At 58.6% G+C, this 17,122-nt stretch carries 11 protein-coding genes and 1 pseudogene; 8 read left to right on the plus strand and 4 right to left on the minus strand.

The window, feature by feature from the left end:
• The first annotated feature begins 141 nt into the window (after window positions 1-141).
• Window positions 142-471, plus strand: coding sequence for a flagellar hook-basal body complex protein FliE (gene fliE / locus CYJ07_RS01975; RefSeq protein ID WP_104201978.1), 330 nt, complete (start codon window positions 142-144; stop codon window positions 469-471).
• A 247-nt stretch (window positions 472-718) separates the two neighbouring features.
• On the opposite strand, the gene CYJ07_RS01980 is transcribed toward fliE, so the two are convergent.
• Window positions 719-1,087: a flagellar protein FlaG gene (locus CYJ07_RS01980; protein ID WP_104201979.1), complete on the minus strand. Its 369-nt coding sequence runs from the start codon at window positions 1,085-1,087 to the stop codon at window positions 719-721.
• Window positions 1,088-1,471: 384 nt separating this feature from the next.
• Between CYJ07_RS01980 and CYJ07_RS01985 the strand changes: the two genes are divergently transcribed.
• From CYJ07_RS01985 to fliD, 5 genes are all read left to right on the plus strand, one after another.
• The gene (locus tag CYJ07_RS01985) at window positions 1,472-4,006 is read left to right on the plus strand and encodes an EAL domain-containing protein (protein WP_104201980.1); all 2,535 of its coding nucleotides are present in this window, start codon (window positions 1,472-1,474) and stop codon (window positions 4,004-4,006) included.
• 107 nt (window positions 4,007-4,113) lie between these two features.
• Window positions 4,114-5,049 (plus strand): OmpA family protein, encoded by a 936-nt coding sequence (locus CYJ07_RS01990; RefSeq protein WP_231489498.1) that lies wholly within the window; start codon window positions 4,114-4,116, stop codon window positions 5,047-5,049.
• 107 nt (window positions 5,050-5,156) lie between these two features.
• Window positions 5,157-7,046: a methyl-accepting chemotaxis protein gene (locus CYJ07_RS01995; RefSeq protein ID WP_104201982.1), complete on the plus strand. Its 1,890-nt coding sequence runs from the start codon at window positions 5,157-5,159 to the stop codon at window positions 7,044-7,046.
• A 237-nt stretch (window positions 7,047-7,283) separates the two neighbouring features.
• Entirely contained in the window at window positions 7,284-9,107 is a 1,824-nt protein-coding gene (locus CYJ07_RS02000; RefSeq protein ID WP_104201983.1) for a methyl-accepting chemotaxis protein, read from the plus strand.
• 160 nt (window positions 9,108-9,267) lie between these two features.
• A complete protein-coding gene (fliD, locus tag CYJ07_RS02005) occupies window positions 9,268-10,629 on the plus strand; it encodes a flagellar filament capping protein FliD (protein WP_104202035.1) in 1,362 nt (453 codons plus the stop codon).
• Between the two features lie 56 nt (window positions 10,630-10,685).
• Here fliD and CYJ07_RS20875 read toward each other — a convergent pair whose 3' ends face one another.
• The 3 genes and pseudogenes from CYJ07_RS20875 to CYJ07_RS20525 all read right to left on the minus strand — a co-directional run bounded on the left by CYJ07_RS20875 (window position 10,686) and on the right by CYJ07_RS20525 (window position 12,061).
• Window positions 10,686-10,865, minus strand: a complete 180-nt coding sequence (locus CYJ07_RS20875) for a flagellin (protein ID WP_104201984.1) — start codon at window positions 10,863-10,865, stop codon at window positions 10,686-10,688.
• Window positions 10,853-11,704, minus strand: coding sequence for a hypothetical protein (locus CYJ07_RS02015; RefSeq protein ID WP_104201985.1), 852 nt, complete (start codon window positions 11,702-11,704; stop codon window positions 10,853-10,855). Before CYJ07_RS02015 ends, CYJ07_RS20875 begins: the two co-directional genes overlap by 13 nt.
• Window positions 11,685-12,061: pseudogene (locus tag CYJ07_RS20525) on the minus strand (flagellin N-terminal helical domain-containing protein). Before CYJ07_RS20525 ends, CYJ07_RS02015 begins: the two are co-directional and overlap by 20 nt.
• A 279-nt stretch (window positions 12,062-12,340) precedes the next feature.
• Here CYJ07_RS20525 and CYJ07_RS02025 point away from each other — a divergent pair.
• Both CYJ07_RS02025 and CYJ07_RS02030 read left to right on the plus strand, forming a co-directional pair.
• Window positions 12,341-13,549: a FliC/FljB family flagellin gene (locus CYJ07_RS02025; protein ID WP_104201986.1), complete on the plus strand. Its 1,209-nt coding sequence runs from the start codon at window positions 12,341-12,343 to the stop codon at window positions 13,547-13,549.
• Window positions 13,550-13,680: 131 nt separating this feature from the next.
• Complete coding sequence (locus CYJ07_RS02030) at window positions 13,681-17,115, plus strand: O-linked N-acetylglucosamine transferase, SPINDLY family protein (protein WP_197038228.1); 3,435 nt, start codon at window positions 13,681-13,683, stop codon at window positions 17,113-17,115.
• The last annotated feature ends 7 nt before the right edge of the window (window positions 17,116-17,122 follow it).

The raw sequence follows: 17,122 nt of genomic DNA on the forward strand, positions 1-17,122 counted from the left end.
GAAAAGCCTCGTTTTTAGCTGCCATTTGGTCGCTTGGCTATTGAGCGCGACCTGCTAGCCTTGCACTACATTCGCCAGGGTTCGGTTTTCCTGCCTCGGCAACCATCATCGTAACGGTAACGGACACAAGGGGCGCGGATCATGAGTTCACCCGCTATCCAGTCGGCACTGGCCCAGATGCAGTCCTTGGCTACCCAGGCCAGTGGGCAGGTCGGCAAGGGGCAGCAGGTATCCACCCAAGTTGGGGAGGGGGGATTTGCCGGCGAGCTGCAGGCCTCGATTCAGCGAATCAATCGCCTGCAGCAGGCTTCGAACGCCAAGGTCATGGCCTTCCAGGCCGGCGACCCTAACGTCGAGCTCAACGACGTCATGGCCGACATGCAGAAAGCCAGCGTGGCGTTCCAGATGGGCCTGCAGGTGCGCAATCGCCTGGTGACGGCCTATAAAGACGTCATGAACATGCAGGTCTGAGAAAATACTGCACAAATGGCTGCGCGAGCGAATCGCTGTGTTGCGCGGTGCCGAGGCGTCGGACCGTCGGAAGCCTCACATATACCCCATATGCTCCGGTTGACTCGAAACCTACGGTTTCTCGCTCCTCGGGAGCCATCTTTCGGATGGTTGTCGCTTCGCTCGGTTCTGTACTTTGTGCGCCTTGCGGTTCATCTGGGGGCGCCGAGTCCGCTCGCCTATTTGTTTCAGTATTGTCTTATCCGTATCACACCTTCAGGCTGATCAAGCGCCCCTGCAGTTCTTCCAGTCGTTCGGCGATGGCCAGTACCTCCTCGCTGGGGATCTGGCGCAGCACGTCGCCAGTTTCCCGATCCACGATACGTGTGACCACTCGGGTGGTCGTGTCGTTGAGTTCGAACTCGACGCCGTATTGGCGTAGCACCTCGTTGATGCGCTGGATCGGCTCCACCAGGTCGGCCTGGGTCGGCGCACGGCCATGGCTTTCGGCTTGTGCCAGCATGGTGCCGGCCGTGGGCAGCGAAGCCAGAATGGACTCCTTGCGCTGACGCGGCGAGAGGTCGTGCAGCGCGGAACTGCTCAGGGCGTGAGTAGCATCGGTCAATGGCGAAGACATGTGGTGTTTTCCTTATTGGTATCCTGGCATGCGCTGGTGGCTCGGCATCCCCAGGCCGACCATGGCCGGCCTTTCCCATTACCCCTATCGGCCGCGCGTTTCCTTTCTTTAGGGGAAACCCCGATTTATTGGTGTTTTAATGTCCTGGCCGGTGACGATTGGCATGGCTGCCAGCGCTGGCAGCGTTGGGTGGATGTATCGGTGCGTTGACGTGCGGCAAGGCGTAGCGGATACAATGAAGTAACGAATTGCTACATTAAGCTTATTCGTACTGTAATACGCAGGTTGCTCTTGAGCTCGAAGACCGTTCATGCCGGAATGCCGGCGGACTCGAGAAGGCTCCACCAGAGCCCTCAAGCAGCAGACTCTCGTCAGTGAGGCGCCATGAGCCAAGAGCTACCTATCGAACGCATCATGCAGACCGGGCTTCTGACCTGCGAGCCCGACACTCCCTTGTGGATGGCCGCGGAGCGCATGACGCAGCGTCAGTGCAGCTCCATCGTGGTGATCGAGGCGGGCCAGCCGGTGGGTATCTGGACCGAGCATGATGCCTTGGCCATCAATTTCGCCGACCCTGAAGCCGTGCGCCTACCCATCGCCAAGGCCATGAGCCAGCCCGTGGCGAGTTTGCATGTCTCGACATCTCTCAACGAGGCGGCGTTGCGCTTCAATGCCGAAAGGCGACGCCATTTTCTGGTCGTCGGCGACAGCGGTGAGCCCCTCGGCATTCTGTCGCAGACCGATGTCGCCCTGAATCAGGGGCTCGAACCGTATCTGCGCTTGCGTGAAGTTCAGTCTGCCATGCGTCAGCGTGCACTGGTGCTCGAAGGCGACCAGCTTCTGGCCCAGGCGGCGCGCTCCATGCGTCTCTCCGAGTGCGATGCCGTGGTGGTGAAGTGCGAGGACGGTGAGCTTGGCATTCTCACCGAGCGCGACCTGGTGCGCTTCGTGGCACGTCACCCCGGCAACACGCCGATTTCGGGGCTGGCCAGTCGGCCGCTGCTGACGGTATGCCAGAACGAAACCCTCATCACCGCGCGCGACCTGTTGATGAATCATCGCGTTCGCCACCTGGCCGTACTTGACGAGGCTGGTGAAGTGGTGGGGCTGCTGGGATTCCGCGACATGCTGGCCGGCGCGGAGCATCTGTACATGCAGGATCTGCGCAATGCCCTGGAGCAGCGCGACCGTGCGCTCGCCCAATCGCGCGAGAACCTGCAGCTGGCCGAGCGCGTCATCGACTCCTCGCTCGAAGGCATCATTATTACCGATGCCAGTAATCGCATCGAATTCGTCAATCGCGCCTTTACCCACATGACGGGCTATACCGCTGACGAAGTCATCGGCAAGACGCCCGAGATCCTCTCCTCGGGACGTCATGAGTCGGCGTTCTATCGCCAGATGTGGGACACGCTGAAGCGCTGCGGGTACTGGCGCGGTGAGATATGGAACCGGCGCAAGAGCGGCGAGCTTTACTTGGAGCTGTTGACGATCACGGCGATCACCGATGATAGCGGTTCGGTGACGCACTATGCCGCGCTCTTCAACGACATCACCCACCTGCGTGAGCAGGAGGAACGAATCCGCAAGCTGGCCTACTACGACCCTCTGACCGGGTTGCCGAACCGCCGGCTGCTGGAAGACCGGCTGGAGCTGGCGATTCGTCATGCGCATCGCAATCAGAGCCGGTTGGCGGTGATCTTTGTCGATCTGGATCATTTTAAGCAGGTCAATGATGCCTTGGGGCACGCCTTCGGGGACGAACTGCTGGTAATGATCGCCGAGCGACTGCAGTTGCGTCTGCGCGAGGACGACACCTTGGCCCGCCTGGGAGGCGACGAGTTTCTGGTCATGTTGCCGGATCTGGAAGAGATCGATGAGGTCACACGCATCGCTCGGCGCCTGGTCGAAGCCGTCGGCGAACCTTGTGTGATCGAGGGACAGGAATTTCGTGTCGGTTGCAGCTTGGGTGTCAGCCTTTATCCGGACGATGCCACGAGCGCCGAGTCCCTGGTGCACAATGCCGATGTGGCGATGTATCGGGCCAAGCAGGAAGGGCGCAACGGCTATCGCCTCTATCGCACCGAGATGAATCTGCAGGACGATCGCCAGCGGGCACTGGAAACCGCCTTGCGCGAAGCGTTCACGACGGGTGAGGGTCTGCAGCTGCACTACCAGCCCATCTTCGAGCGTGCGAGTGGTACCCTGCATGGCGCCGAGGCGCTACTGCGCTGGCACCATCCGCTGCTCGGCAGCGTGCCGCCCATCAGCGTGGTGACGCTTGCCGAGCGGGCCGGGTTGCTGCCGTCGCTCGACGAGTACATCCTTGAGCAGATCTGCGCCCAGCTGAGCGCATGGAGCGCCGTCGGCGCCGATCCAGTGCCGATCAGCATCAACCTTTCGGCTCGTCAGTTCTGGCAGCACGACCTGCCCGTGCGTATCGCCACCAAATTGAAGGAGCACCGTCTTCAGCCGGGCTTGCTGGGCTTCGAAATTGCCGAGCGTACCCTGCTCGACAAACCCCATCAGGCGGTCGTCGTGCTGAAACGGCTGCGTCGGCTGGGCGGTGAAGTGGCCATCAACGATTTCGGTACCGGCTATGCTTCGCTCGGCTATCTGCAGGAGCTGCCGGTCAGCCTGCTCAAGATCGATCGCCGCTTCGTACAACGGCTGGATAGCGGGCAGCGAGGTAGCGCGGCAATCGTGGCTGCGGTCGCGGGGCTGGCGCGTGAAATGGAGCTGCGCGTGGCTGCCGTCGGGGTCGAGAATGAAGCCCAGCGGGAGGCCCTGGGTCGCCATGGCATCGATCTGATTCAGGGCTATCTGACCGGTCGGGCGGTCCCGGCCGATCTCTTCGCCAGCCGTTATCTGGCATCGAGAAAAGGAGTCGAGGTTCCACAAGTCGACACGACCCGTTAGGCTAGTCGCCTTGGTTTTCCCTACGTCTCGGGTGACTCGCCTCATCTATGTCCTTTCCTACCAGTGACGCCAGCGATCATCGTGGCCCCATGCGTCACGAGTCGCTGATGCCGACCCATCACGATCATGACCAGGACAGCACCTGGATGATCGGCTATCTGGACATCATGACCTTACTGGTCGCCTTGATGGTGCTGATCTTCACGCTCACCCACCTGGGCCGCGCCGATGACGAGCTGGGCTACGTCGCGCCACTGCCGAGCGAGATGATCCGGGCCATGCCTTGGGCGCCAATAGCGCGTCTCGAGCCAGACGGGCTGACCCCGAAGGCAATCGCTGCGGCGCTTGGCGTAGCGGGGCCTCCGGCCCGGCTGGCGCCGCGCGATGCCTCTGCGCCAGAGCGCATGCCATTTCCCGTTCCGCCCACGCCGCTGGCCCTGCTCGAGCAGCGCGAAGCATTCCCGATCACACTGCCTGAGCCGTTGTTGCCCGATGCCGACGAGCTTCCGCTGCCACTTGCCGACTACATGCTGGTACTGACCGACAATCCACCTGCAAAAGTGCGCGAAATCGATCCCGACGCTCTTGCCGGCTCCGAGGCGCTGCAAAGGCGATTGAGCGAGCAGATGCAGGAAGCGCCCTATCTGGCCGACCTGGAGGGAGTCGAGGTCTCGCGGGTCGCCGAGGGGATTCGGTTGAGAGTGGAGGATCGCTGGCTGTTTCCCACCGCTGCCGCCGAGCTGACCGACGACGGCGAGGCGCTCATCCAGCGGTTGGTCGACGTGATACAGCGCCATGAGGGCGAGGTCGCCGTGGAGGGACATACCGACAGTCGACCGATCGAGACCACGGAGTTTCCCTCCAACTGGGTGCTTTCCAGCGCCCGCGCCATCGCCATCGTGCATGCACTGGAACGGGCCGGGGTGGACGCTCGCCGCCTGCGTGCCGTGGGCCTGGCCGATACCCGGCCACTGGCCGACAACGATAGCGCCGAGGGCAGAGCGCAGAATCGGCGCGTGGAGGTGATCATCCACGCGCGCTGAACTTAACCCGATTACCCTAAAGTTTAGTGAGTTTTCGTCGATATAAGGGGCAGCCCGAGGCACAGGAAGTGCTCGAATTCGCATCCCTAATATCCGCGAGAACCTCCATGCTCTCATCCCTTAGAGTTCGACTCCTGCTGGCAACGGCCGTGATCATTGCGCTTGCACTGATTGCCAATGCCGCTGTCAGTTATTTCACGATCCAGAGACATAACGATCAGCAGATTGCGCGCAACCTGTCTGACGTGGCGCAAGGCAACGGCCGTACCATCAGTGCCTGGGTGACTTCGCACGCCGAGATGCTCGAGGCAATGGAGAACAGTGTGCGTGCCGACCACCTGGACCCGGTGCTAAAAGCGATGCAGGCGTCTGGTAGCTTTCTTGCGACTTACATGGCCTATCAGGATACCGGCGAAACCATCTTCTACGATGGCTGGGAGCCGCCTGCCGATTTCGATCCCCGTGTGCGCCCATGGTATGAGGGGGCAGTCGCTGCGGGCGAGAGTATCGTCACGCTGCCGTACATCGATACCGTCACCGGTGGACTGGTGGTCACCATCGCCAGCCCCTTCGAGCGCAATGGGCAACTGGCAGCCGTGGCCGGTGGTGACGTAGCGATCGATGAGGTGGTGAGTATCGTCGAGGCAATCGCGCCTACGCCCAGTAGCTTCGCCTTTCTCGTCGCCGCGGACGGCACCCTGATCGCGCATCCGGATGCGGAACTGAGCCTCGAGCCCGCAACGCGTCTCTCTCCTCAGCTCGATTCGGCTTTTCTCTCCAATCTCAAGCAGGCGAGCGAGCCGGAACGGATGGTTCTGGCAGAGCGTTCGCGTCTGCTGCAGAGCCAGCCGATTGCCGGCACCGACTGGCAGCTGGTGGTGGCGCTGGACGAGCGCGAGGCCACCGCGGGCCTGCGTGCGGTGCTGGGCAGTTCGGCGCTTACCCTGGTGCTGGTGGTGTTGGGTGCCGTGCTGGTGCTGGGCGCGCTGCTCACGCTCATGTTCCGTCGCCTGCAGGTGGTTCGCGATGCGATGATCGACATCGCCAGCGGCGACGGCGACCTCACCCTGCGTCTTCCCGAAGTGGGCCGCGACGAGGTGGCGCAGATCGCATCGGCGTTCAATCGTTTCGTGTCGCGCATCGAGAGTGTGCTGATCACCATCCGTGAGGCCAGCGAGTCGGTGACGGTGGCGGCCGGCGAGATCGCCACCGGCGGCCAGGACCTCTCGCGGCGCACCGAGAACGCCGCTTCCAGCCTGCAGCAGAGCTCCGCCTCCATCGAAGAGATCACCAGCACCGTCGAGCACACCGCCGATTCGGCGCGCCATGCCAGCGAGCTGTCGCAGTCAGCCTCCGAGGTGGCGACCCGCGGTGGCGAAGTGGTGGGTCAGGTCGTGAGTACCATGGAAGAGATCACCGCCTCCTCCGAGCGCATCGGCAATATCGTCAAGGTGATGGACGGCATCGCCTTCCAGACCAACCTGCTGGCGCTCAACGCCTCGGTGGAAGCGGCACGCGCCGGCGAGCAGGGCAGAGGTTTCGCCGTGGTGGCGGGTGAGGTGCGTCAGTTGGCCACTCGCAGCGCCGAGGCGTCGCGTGAGATCCGTGGTCTGATCGACGCGTCGGGCCAGAAGGTCGCCTCGGGTACCGAGCTGGTTCGCCGTGCGGGAGCCACCATGGAAGAGCTGGTGGCGGGCGTGAACCGGGTTGCCAAAGTGCTGGGCGAGATCAGCGTGGCGGCGGGCGAGCAGAGCGACGGCATCGGCCAGGTCAACGTGGCGGTGGCCGAGCTCGACCGCATGACCCAGCAGAACGCGGCGCTGGTCGAGGAATCCACCGTGGCCGCCGAACAGCTCAAGGAGCAGGCCGACCGGCTGGCCGAAGCTGTGGGTGGGTTCAAGCTGAGTGAGCGGAATCGATCTTTACCGGCAGTGAGTCGGGCGGATAATTCATCAGGCACATCAGCGCAGCAGCGTGCACTGGCGGAACTTGCCTAGCAAATGCCTTGCTCAGGCTGCCGGACCGGTAAGGTTCGGCGCCTGAGCGTCGTCGTGTAGAGCAGACTCGCCCGCTGGAAAAGACGGCTGGCAAAAAGTACTAGTCGTCTAGCGCAGAGGTTATTCAGCTGCGCTGTTGTTTATCCTAAAGTCGAATAAGTTTTGGCCGATAAGGGCGTTAAGCCCGAGGCAAAGGAAGTGCCCGGATCCGCATCCTGCCTATCCGCGAGATCCTACATGCTCTCAACCCTAAGATTTCGACTCCTGTTGGCCATGGCCGCAATCATTACGCTTGCTTTGATCGCCAACGCCGCCGTCAGTTACTTCACTATTCAGCGCCACAACGATCAGCAAGTCGCACGCAACCTGACAGCCGAGGCACAGGGCAACGGCCTGGCTATTGGTGAATGGGTCGGTGCACGCGCCATGATGCTGGAGGCTCTGGCACCCGCTGCCCACAGCGACGATCCGATGACGGCCTTACAGCAGCTCGAAGCATCCGGTGGTTTCATCGCTACCTACATGGCATATCCGCAGGACGGCAGTGCCGTTTTTTCCGACGGTTGGACACCTCCTTCCGATTACGATCCGCGTCAACGCACCTGGTACCAGCAGGCAGTCGAGGCTGAATCCACCGTCGTCACCGAACCCTATGCGGATGCCGATACGGGCGGCTTGGTGGTGACCATTGCCGCGCCGTTCTATCGCAACGACCGACTGGTCGCCGTGGCGGGTGGCGATATCGGCATCGAGGCGATAGTCGACATCGCCGGAAGTATCGCTCCCACACCTGAAAGTTTTGCTTTTCTTGTTACCGCCGACGGTACCCTGGTGGCGCATCCAGATCCTGAGATGACTCTTGAGCCGGCCTCGCGCCTGACAGCGGATTTCGATGCCGGTTACTTCTCCGCGCCGATCGGTGTCGGAGAGCCCGAGCGCCTTGCCCTTGGGGGGCGAGACAAGTGGCTGCGCAGCGTACCCATCAGCGGCACCGACTGGCAGCTGGTGGTGGCGCTGGACGAGCGCGAGGCCACCGCGGGCCTGCGCGCGGTGCTGGGCAGCTCGGCGCTTACCCTGGTGCTGGTGGTGTTGGGTGCCGTGCTGGTGCTGGGCGCGCTGCTCACGCTCATGTTCCGTCGCCTGCAGGTGGTTCGCGATGCGATGATCGACATCGCCAGCGGCGACGGCGACCTCACCCTGCGTCTTCCCGAAGTGGGCCGCGACGAGGTGGCGCAGATCGCATCGGCGTTCAATCGCTTCGTGTCGCGCATCGAGAGCGTGCTGATCACCATCCGTGAGGCCAGCGAGTCGGTGACGGTGGCAGCCGGCGAGATCGCCACCGGCGGCCAGGACCTCTCGCGGCGCACCGAGAACGCCGCTTCCAGCCTGCAGCAGAGCTCCGCCTCCATCGAAGAGATCACCAGCACCGTCGAGCACACCGCCGATTCGGCGCGCCATGCCAGCGAGCTGTCGCAGTCAGCCTCCGAGGTGGCGACCCGCGGTGGTGAAGTGGTGGGTCAGGTCGTGAGTACCATGGAAGAGATCACCGCCTCCTCCGAGCGCATCGGCAATATCGTCAAGGTGATGGACGGCATCGCCTTCCAGACCAACCTGCTGGCGCTCAACGCCTCGGTGGAAGCGGCACGCGCCGGCGAGCAGGGCAGAGGCTTCGCCGTGGTGGCGGGTGAGGTGCGTCAGTTGGCCACTCGCAGCGCCGAGGCGTCGCGTGAGATCCGTGGTCTGATCGACGCGTCGGGCCAGAAGGTCGCCTCGGGTACCGAGCTGGTTCGCCGTGCGGGAGCCACCATGGAAGAGCTGGTGGCGGGCGTGAACCGGGTTGCCAAGGTGCTGGGCGAGATCAGCGTGGCGGCGGGTGAGCAGAGCGACGGCATCGGCCAGGTCAACGTGGCGGTGGCCGAGCTCGACCGCATGACCCAGCAGAACGCGGCGTTGGTCGAGGAATCCACCGTGGCCGCCGAACAGCTCAAGGAGCAGGCCGACCGGCTGGCCGAGGCCGTGGGTGGGTTCAAGCTCGGCGAGCGGGCTGTCGTTCCGGCGTAAGCTGGCCAAGGCGCCGGCAAAACCGCCGGCGCCTTCGACAAAAAATCTCGTTACCCCTAAAGTTTTCTGGGCGGATGCCGAACTACCCATAGACGAGGACGTTAAGGAACCGCGGCGATTGGCCGAGCGCTCCGACATTCACCGACACAGGCAGTATTTTATGGCAACGATCTCATCCCTTGGCATCGGCTCGGGCCTCGATCTCAACGGTCTGCTCGATCAGCTGAACACAGCCGAGCGTGGCAAGCTCGAGCCCATCGAACGGCAGATCGAGAACCAGCAGGTCAAGATTTCCGCCTACGGTGAATTGAAGGGTGCCCTGGCGACTTTCCAGTCCGCTGCCAGTGCGCTAAACGATTCCTCGCTCTATCAGAGCCTTTCTTCTTCCGTTTCGGGAGACGCCGTTCAGGCCGCCGCGGGCGAGGACGCCACACCGGGACAGTACAACATCGAGGTGGAACAACTGGCCGGCGCGGGCAGCCTTGCCACGCAGCGTGTCGAGAATCTCGATACGGCGCTCAACGATGCCGACACGACGCTGACGCTCAACTTTGCCGACAGCGAACTCGATCACACCATCAGCATCGCCGCCGACAGTACGCTGGAGGATGTGCGTGATGCCATCAATAGCGACCCCGATGCGGCGGTCACGGCCTCGATCGTCAACGATGGCGCAGGCTACCGGTTGTCGCTCATGTCCAAGGATGCCGGGGAGCAGGCAGCGATCACGGGGACCGATTTCGCTGCCATGGCCAATCAGGCAACGCTGACCGATGCCACCGTCGTTCAGGCGGGACAGGATGCCCGGCTCGAGGTCAACGGTATTGCCATCACCAGCGCGTCAAACCAGGTGGAAGGCGCGATCCAGGGTGTCACGTTGACCGTGGCGAACGAAGGCAGCAGCAGCGTGGTCGTGGAGCAGGACACGCGTGCGGTGCGTAATGCTATCAGCGACTTTGTCGAAGGCTTCAATGCGCTCAAGGGAACCATCGGTAAGCTGACCGCCTTCGATGCGGAGAGCGGAGAGGCCGCCGAGCTATTGGGTGACAGCGCGGTGCGGAGTGTCGAATCCCAGCTTCGCAGCGTACTGGCCGGTGGGGTGGCCTCCGAGGAGGGCGGTTTCTCCATGCTTAGTGATATCGGCATTTCGCTCAAGCTGGACGGCACCCTGGAAATCGATGAGCAACGGCTCGATTCGGCGATTGCCAACCAGCAGGATGCGTTGAGCGATTTTTTTGCCGGTAGCGATTCCCTGGGAGGACTCGCCGGCAAGCTCAACGAAAGCGTGACACAGCTGACGCGTGAGAACGGAGCCCTGGGAGGCGCGATCAGCGGTGCCGAGAGCAGCATCGCCAGCCTCAACGAGCGTTATACACGGATGGAACAAAGCATCGGAGCGACGATCGAGCGCTATCGAACTCAATTCGGCCAGCTCGATGGCATGATCGCCCAGATGAACCAGACCAGCGACTACCTCTTCCAGCAGTTCGACATGATGAATGCCCAGCTGGGACGTGAGTAAGCCGCTGAGTGAGAAGACAGGGCGCGCAAGGCGCCCTGAGCGAAGTGCGCGCCTGTTCAACTCAAGAGACTGAGTACGGTATGGGGTAGCTGGTTGGCCTGGGCGAGCAGTGTGGTGCCGGCCTGTTGCAACAGCTCTGCCTTGACGAGATTCGATGTTTCCTCGGCGTAATCGGCATCCATTATTCTGGACTGGGCAGACTCAGTGCTGATCCGCTGTTGGGTCAGGTTGCCGATGGCCTGCTCAAAGCGATTGTCAACGCACCGTACTGGCCGCGATAGGTGTCGACCTTTCCAAGTGCCTGATCGAAAGAGGTCAGGGCAGCAGCAGCGGTAGTCTGGCTGGCAAGGCTGATTGCGTTCAAACCGAGGGTTTCGCTATCGGCTGGAGTTGGCTCGATGGTTATTTTCTGAAGTTCGTCGCCAAAGCTGGCGCTGGTCACGATATCGATGGGCCCACTGGTAGGAATGGGCTTAGGTGGAGCGTAGTCGACCTCGAAGCGGTCGATCTGGAAAGCACCAGAGCCCGACATCAATACGAACAGCGGTTCGGATACATTCCGAATCACCAGTCTCTCCGTATAGTCCCCAGTGGGATGGCCATCTCCGCTATAAGCAATCGACATTCCGCGGAACTGCGTCGCCCTGACGCCGCCAGACTCGAAGAAGCCCGTTCCGTCGAGCAACATCGAGCCGTCGTAACGGGTTCGGGGGAGAAAGCCGTTATCCTCGGTAAAGATTTCGGCCTCCAATTCTTTCTCTGTCGTGACATTGCGGGGCGAATCGGCCCAGGTGCTGTCAGCTGACACCGAAGTACCGGCAATGTGTTTTCCGTCACGGCTGAAGAGTTGGATATCGTCATTCATACCATAGGAGTCGATCTCCATCACGAAGCCCGTTACTCCCTTGGGAATGAAGCCGAGGGGGATCAAGCCGGAAGGTTGCGACTGGCCCAGCTTCGGGTCGATATCGAGCACGCTCTTGACGGTGCCCAGTTCGCGCGTGGCTTTCGGCTGTTGCGTTGGCGCTAGCGGATGCCTTTCGAATGCCTGGGTATCAAGCGCGATGCGATCCACTTCTTGGCGGACCTGCTGCCGGCATGGATAGCTTCGCGATCGGCCGAGAGAGGGTACCGCTGGCTGCCTGAACGGCCAGCTGCCTGCCGCGTTGCAGTAGGCCGTTGATACTCTCCAGCCCTCCTTCTGCGGTCTGCATCAGGCTGACGCCATCATTGATGCCGCGCGCTATTTGCCGATTCGCTCGCTGGTTGGCATCCATGCGGTTGGCGATAGCCTGACCGGCGGATCGTCCTGGGCGCTGTTGATGCGCAGGCCGGAGGAGAGACGCTGCATGGCGATAGATAGGGTCGCCTGGGCCTTGCCGCGGTGAAGCTGGCTACTCTGGGCAGCCAGGTTGATATTGATGGCAATCACTCGGGGAACCCTCTCTATATCTAACCTTGCTGAGTATCGTCCAGCAGGTAGGTAACTTGAGGGCTGCGTGGCGGCGAGGGCGGTGTGGCTTGGGTTGGTCTGGTGGGCTGACAGAATCGCGAAAAATTTTCATCCGAACCCTAAAGTCCTCCCTCATGCGGCCGTTATTCAGGGTAACGGCCAACGGCGCCGTTGAGGTAGGCCCGAGATGCTGGGCCAGCTAACACAAGGTTCAGTGGGCCCGCCAATGGAGCCCTTAACGCAAGAAGGAATGACACCATGTCCGTGATCAATACTAACATCACTGCAATGATCGGTCAGTCGAACCTGGCCAAGTCGCAGAACTCTCTGTCTACCGCCATGGAGCGTCTCTCCTCCGGCCTGCGCATCAACAGCGCCAAGGACGACGCCGCCGGTCAGGCCATCGCCAACCGCATGAGCGCTCAGATCACCGGCCTGTCCCAGGCTCAGCGTAACGCCAACGACGGTATCTCCGTCGCGCAGACCGCCGAAGGTGCCCTGAACCAGGTCAACGACAACCTGCAGCGCATCCGTGAGCTGTCTGTCCAGGCTACCAACGACACCAACTCTGCCGATGACCGCGCCTCCATCCAGGCCGAAATCGATCAGCGTCTTTCTGAGATCAACCGCATCTCTGAGCAGACCGACTTCAACGGCGTGAAGGTGCTTTCCAGCGACCAGAAGCTTTCCATCCAGGTCGGCGCCAACGACGGCGAAGTGATCGAAGTCAGCCTGCAGGAAATCACTGCCAGCACGCTGAAGCTCGCTAGCTTCAATGTGAATGGTCCGGATGGCGATCTGGCTGCGCTTGGCGCTGCTGGCGGGGCAACTGCAACAGCTGCCTTCGAAGAAGCCTATGGCACAGCAACCAGTATCAACACCACTACAGTTGCTGCGTTCGATGCTGACCTTGCGACACAGCTTGGTGTAGGCGCTGCTGCCATTACTACTGGCACACAAGCCAAAGTTGATGATGCCGGCAACTGGTATGTTGATGTGACTATCCAGACGGCAAATGCTGCCGAGCTCAACTCGCTGAAACTGCAGGGGATTGAGCTTGAGTCAGGTGTTGCCAAGACGTTCCAGGTTGCTCTGGATCCGGCTGATGCCAACATCACAACAACTGCCAACACTGCGGCATTTACTGTTGACGGTTCCAAGCTTGGCGCCAAGGATCTTCTGAGTGGTGCTACCGCCAACCCGATGGCTGCTCTGGATTCCGCGCTCAAGCAGGTCGACGAGCTGCGTTCCGACCTCGGTGCCATCCAGAACCGCTTCGAGTCGGCGATCACCAACCTGCAAACCAACCAGACCAACCTGTCTGCCGCTCGGTCTCGCATCGAAGATGCCGACTACGCCGTTGAGGTCAGCAACATGACCCGCGCGCAGATCCTGCAGCAGGCCGGCACTTCCGTACTGGCCCAGGCCAACCAGGTGCCGCAGAACGTTCTGTCTCTCCTGGGCTAACTATCCGATAGGGAGACATCTAGCAGGTAATCGCTAGAAAGGCAGGCCATATGGCCTGCCTTTTTTCGCTTTAGCTTCTTCCATAGCCTGTTATGATACTTTCTGGGTCTCGATGCCGTTTGGGTGAATTCATGACTAAAAGAAATTTTAGATCGCCATCACGTTATGATCAGGACGTGTTCGGCGAAAAGCTAAGCATAAAAAAAATGCGTGAAAAAGCAATAAGAGAGCCTGGAAATTACAAGTTGCGCAAGAGATTGGCAGAGGCGTTATTAAAAAAAGGGGATCTGCACCAAGCCATTGAATATTTTACTGTCCTAGTTGAGGCAGGGCAGGCTGATTTTGAAGTTTTTGGCAAGTTATCTGAGGCCGAATATAAGCTTGGCAATGTGCAGCAAGCAGAAGCTCTTCTCATAAAAGCATTGGAAAGAAAGCCTGATTATGCTGAAGCGCTTCATGGCATGGCGTACTTGCATCATAAGCGGAGAGAAAATGAATCTGCTTTAGGGTTTGTAAATAGAGCGTGTGAAGTCCAGCCGGATAGCGCAGAATTTCTCTCCCTTAAAGGAATAATACTAGTGGCTCTGCATAGGCACTCAGAAGCCGTTGAGTGTTATGAGAAAGGCTTAAAAATTTCCCCTAGCTACTCGGGCTTATGGAATAATTATGGTAATGTGCTGAACGATCTTGGTCGACTGGATGAGAGTTTAATTGCTTATGAGAGAGCATTGAAGGCGCCTAATAGCACATTGCTCGCTTTTTCCAATCTTATTACCACGGCTCACTATCACCCTGAGTATAAAAAAGAAAGATTATTTGTAATGTGTTGTGAGTGGAATAAAAGATTCGCGCCGCTAGAAAGACCCACGAGACCATTTTCAAGTAATAAAAGCGCTGATAAAAAGATTCGTATAGGCATGGTCTCCGATGGCTTTAGAAATCACCCAGTGGGAAGTATGATTATTTCTGCTTTAGAGGAGGTTGATAAAAAAGATTTTGAGATTTATCTTTATGCCACATCAAATCATGTAGACCATATTACTAAGCGATTTCAGGATTTGGCATCTCTGTGGTTGCCAGTGGAACATCTCGACCATGGAGCTTTTGCAAGTCGGGTGGAAAATGATCAAATTGATATACTAATAGACTTGGTAGGCCATAATGCTGGCAATCGTATGTTGTCTATGGCGCTGGAACCTGCACCGCTGCTAGTAAAGTGGGTGGGTGGATTAATAAATACAACAGGTGTAGCGGCAATCGATTACCTTATCAGCGATGGGGTGGAAACTCCTGTAAATGAGGATGACTTCTACGTAGAAAATTTAATACGGATGCCGGACGATTATATTTGTTATTCTGCTCCATCATATGCTCCTCCAGTTGGTTTATTGCCGGCTAAGGAAAGTGGATATATAACTTTCGGTTGCTTTAACAATGCAACTAAAATTAATAACGAAGTCTTGCAGAACTGGGCGCTATTGATGCATGAAGTGCCTGGTAGTCGCTTATTTCTAAAAAGCTTACAATTTGATAGCGACGAGCTGAGTGGAAGAGTTATTTCTAGCTTGGCTATGCATGGAATAGAGTCAGATAGAGTGCGTGTGGAGGGGCCTTCTTCACATAGTGAGCTCTTGGCTTCCTATAATTTTATCGATATTTCCTTAGATCCATGGCCGTACTCGGGTGGATTAACTACGTGTGAATCTCTGTATATGGGCGTGCCTGTCGTTACTTTGCCTGGCCCTACTTTTGCAGGGCGGCACAGCGCTACCCATTTGATCAATGCCGGAATGCCGGAATTGGTTGTGGCAAGCTGGGAAGAGTATCGCCAGCGCGTGCTTGAATTGGCCTCTGATTTGGATAGTTTGGCTACCATTCGCCAACATTTACGCCAAATACTTCTCGAATCACCGGTCTGTGACGCGCGCCGCTTTGCCCGCCATTTTACAGATGCCATGCGCGCGATCTGGCAGCGGCACTGTGAAGGCAAAGCGCCTGCTGCACTCACCTTCAACAAGGAGGGTCAAGCGTGGTTCGAGGGTGAAGAGCAGCCCGTTGAAATCATTTACGCTCCTGATTGTGCTGACAAGGAGTCAAGTTTCAATTGGCAGCTGCCTGGAAAAATTATCACTATCGATAATAGTGCAAGGCTAGTATCGAATAACGGTCTCGATGAACTATTGTCTTTAAATGCGTTTGGGATCGTGGCTTTCGATCCAGCAAGTGGTATCAAAAATCCGCAGCGATTCCAAGATAGCGACAGCGTACAAGTCTTCTCGCACGCCGTTCTGGGCGATGGCGAGCCGGCAACTCTTTACGCCTGTTTGGACCCTGCTATGTCAGGTACTCTCATGCCGCTGCCTGCTGCTGAGATAGCCCAAGCGCAACAACCCGGCTGCCAAATTCTTACGGAATTATCCATTAATACCATTGCTCTCGACAGCATCGAAGGTCTGGAAAGCCTGGACTGGTTGATTCTCGATGAACTGAGCGACGCACTGACGATTCTCGAACATGGAAAAAAGGCCCTTGCGGACACATTGCTGGTCCAGGTTCGAGTAGCTTTCCACCCAACACATGAGCGTCAGCCTGCGTTGGGAAAAATTCAGGATTGGTTGACGCAGAACGGCTTTCAATTCTATCGATTGAATGATCTTCGCCATATCCATACAGGTAAGGCAGGGGGCGGAAATGAGAGCTTTTCTGGCACGGTTCTGGCATCTGCGGATGCGCTTTTCTTGCCCGATAACAGTCGCCTAAGCTGTTTGGGTGATGATGCCAAAACCAAGCTTGCTTTCCTGCTGCATTCTGTATTTGGTGCCAAGGACATGACGTTCTCACTTCTCGATGAGATAGATGAAGAACTTGCTTCCCGCTACCTGTCTGCAGAAAAGAGACCTCTGGGTAGTCATGCGCGCCAAACCAGTAAGGCAGCGGTCAACGTGACTAAAGCGCGTTCGGAAGCGCAGCGTACTGAAGAGGAACAACTTCGTCTCCCTGATGCTCCACACATGTCGAAAGCTGAGCGAAGTCTTTTTCAAGATGTCCTGAAGAATGCCAAGCGATACTTTGAGTTTGGTTCAGGTGGCTCAACTGTTTGGGCTGTCAAGATGGGTTTGACTGCGTACGGTGTCGAAAGCGACGCCAATTGGGTGTCTGCTCTCAAGAGTTCCTTAGGTGAACGCTGCCAGATCGAAGTCGTGGATATCGGCCCGACACGAGAGTGGGGCTACCCAGTCTCCTTGGAGGCGGCAGGTAAATTCCAGGATTATAGTCGAGCCATTCTTGCTCATGATAGCCCGTTTGATTTGATCCTGGTTGATGGGCGGTTTCGTGTCGCCTGTGTGATCACGGCCATTCAGCATCTACTGAGCCATCATGTGGATCCGAACGAGACACGCATCTTCATACACGACTTTTGGGATCGTCCTGTATATCATGTCGTTCTTGATTTTCTGGAACCCATCGAAAGGGTCGATACGGCGGGCTTGTTTAAACTAAAGAAGAAGATAAAGGAGAAGGAGCTCCGTAAGGTTTGGCATGATTATGCAAGGCAGCCTGCCTAAGGGGAGC

It is taken from the genome of Billgrantia saliphila (assembly GCF_002930105.1).
GTDB classification, from domain to species: domain Bacteria; phylum Pseudomonadota; class Gammaproteobacteria; order Pseudomonadales; family Halomonadaceae; genus Halomonas; species Halomonas saliphila.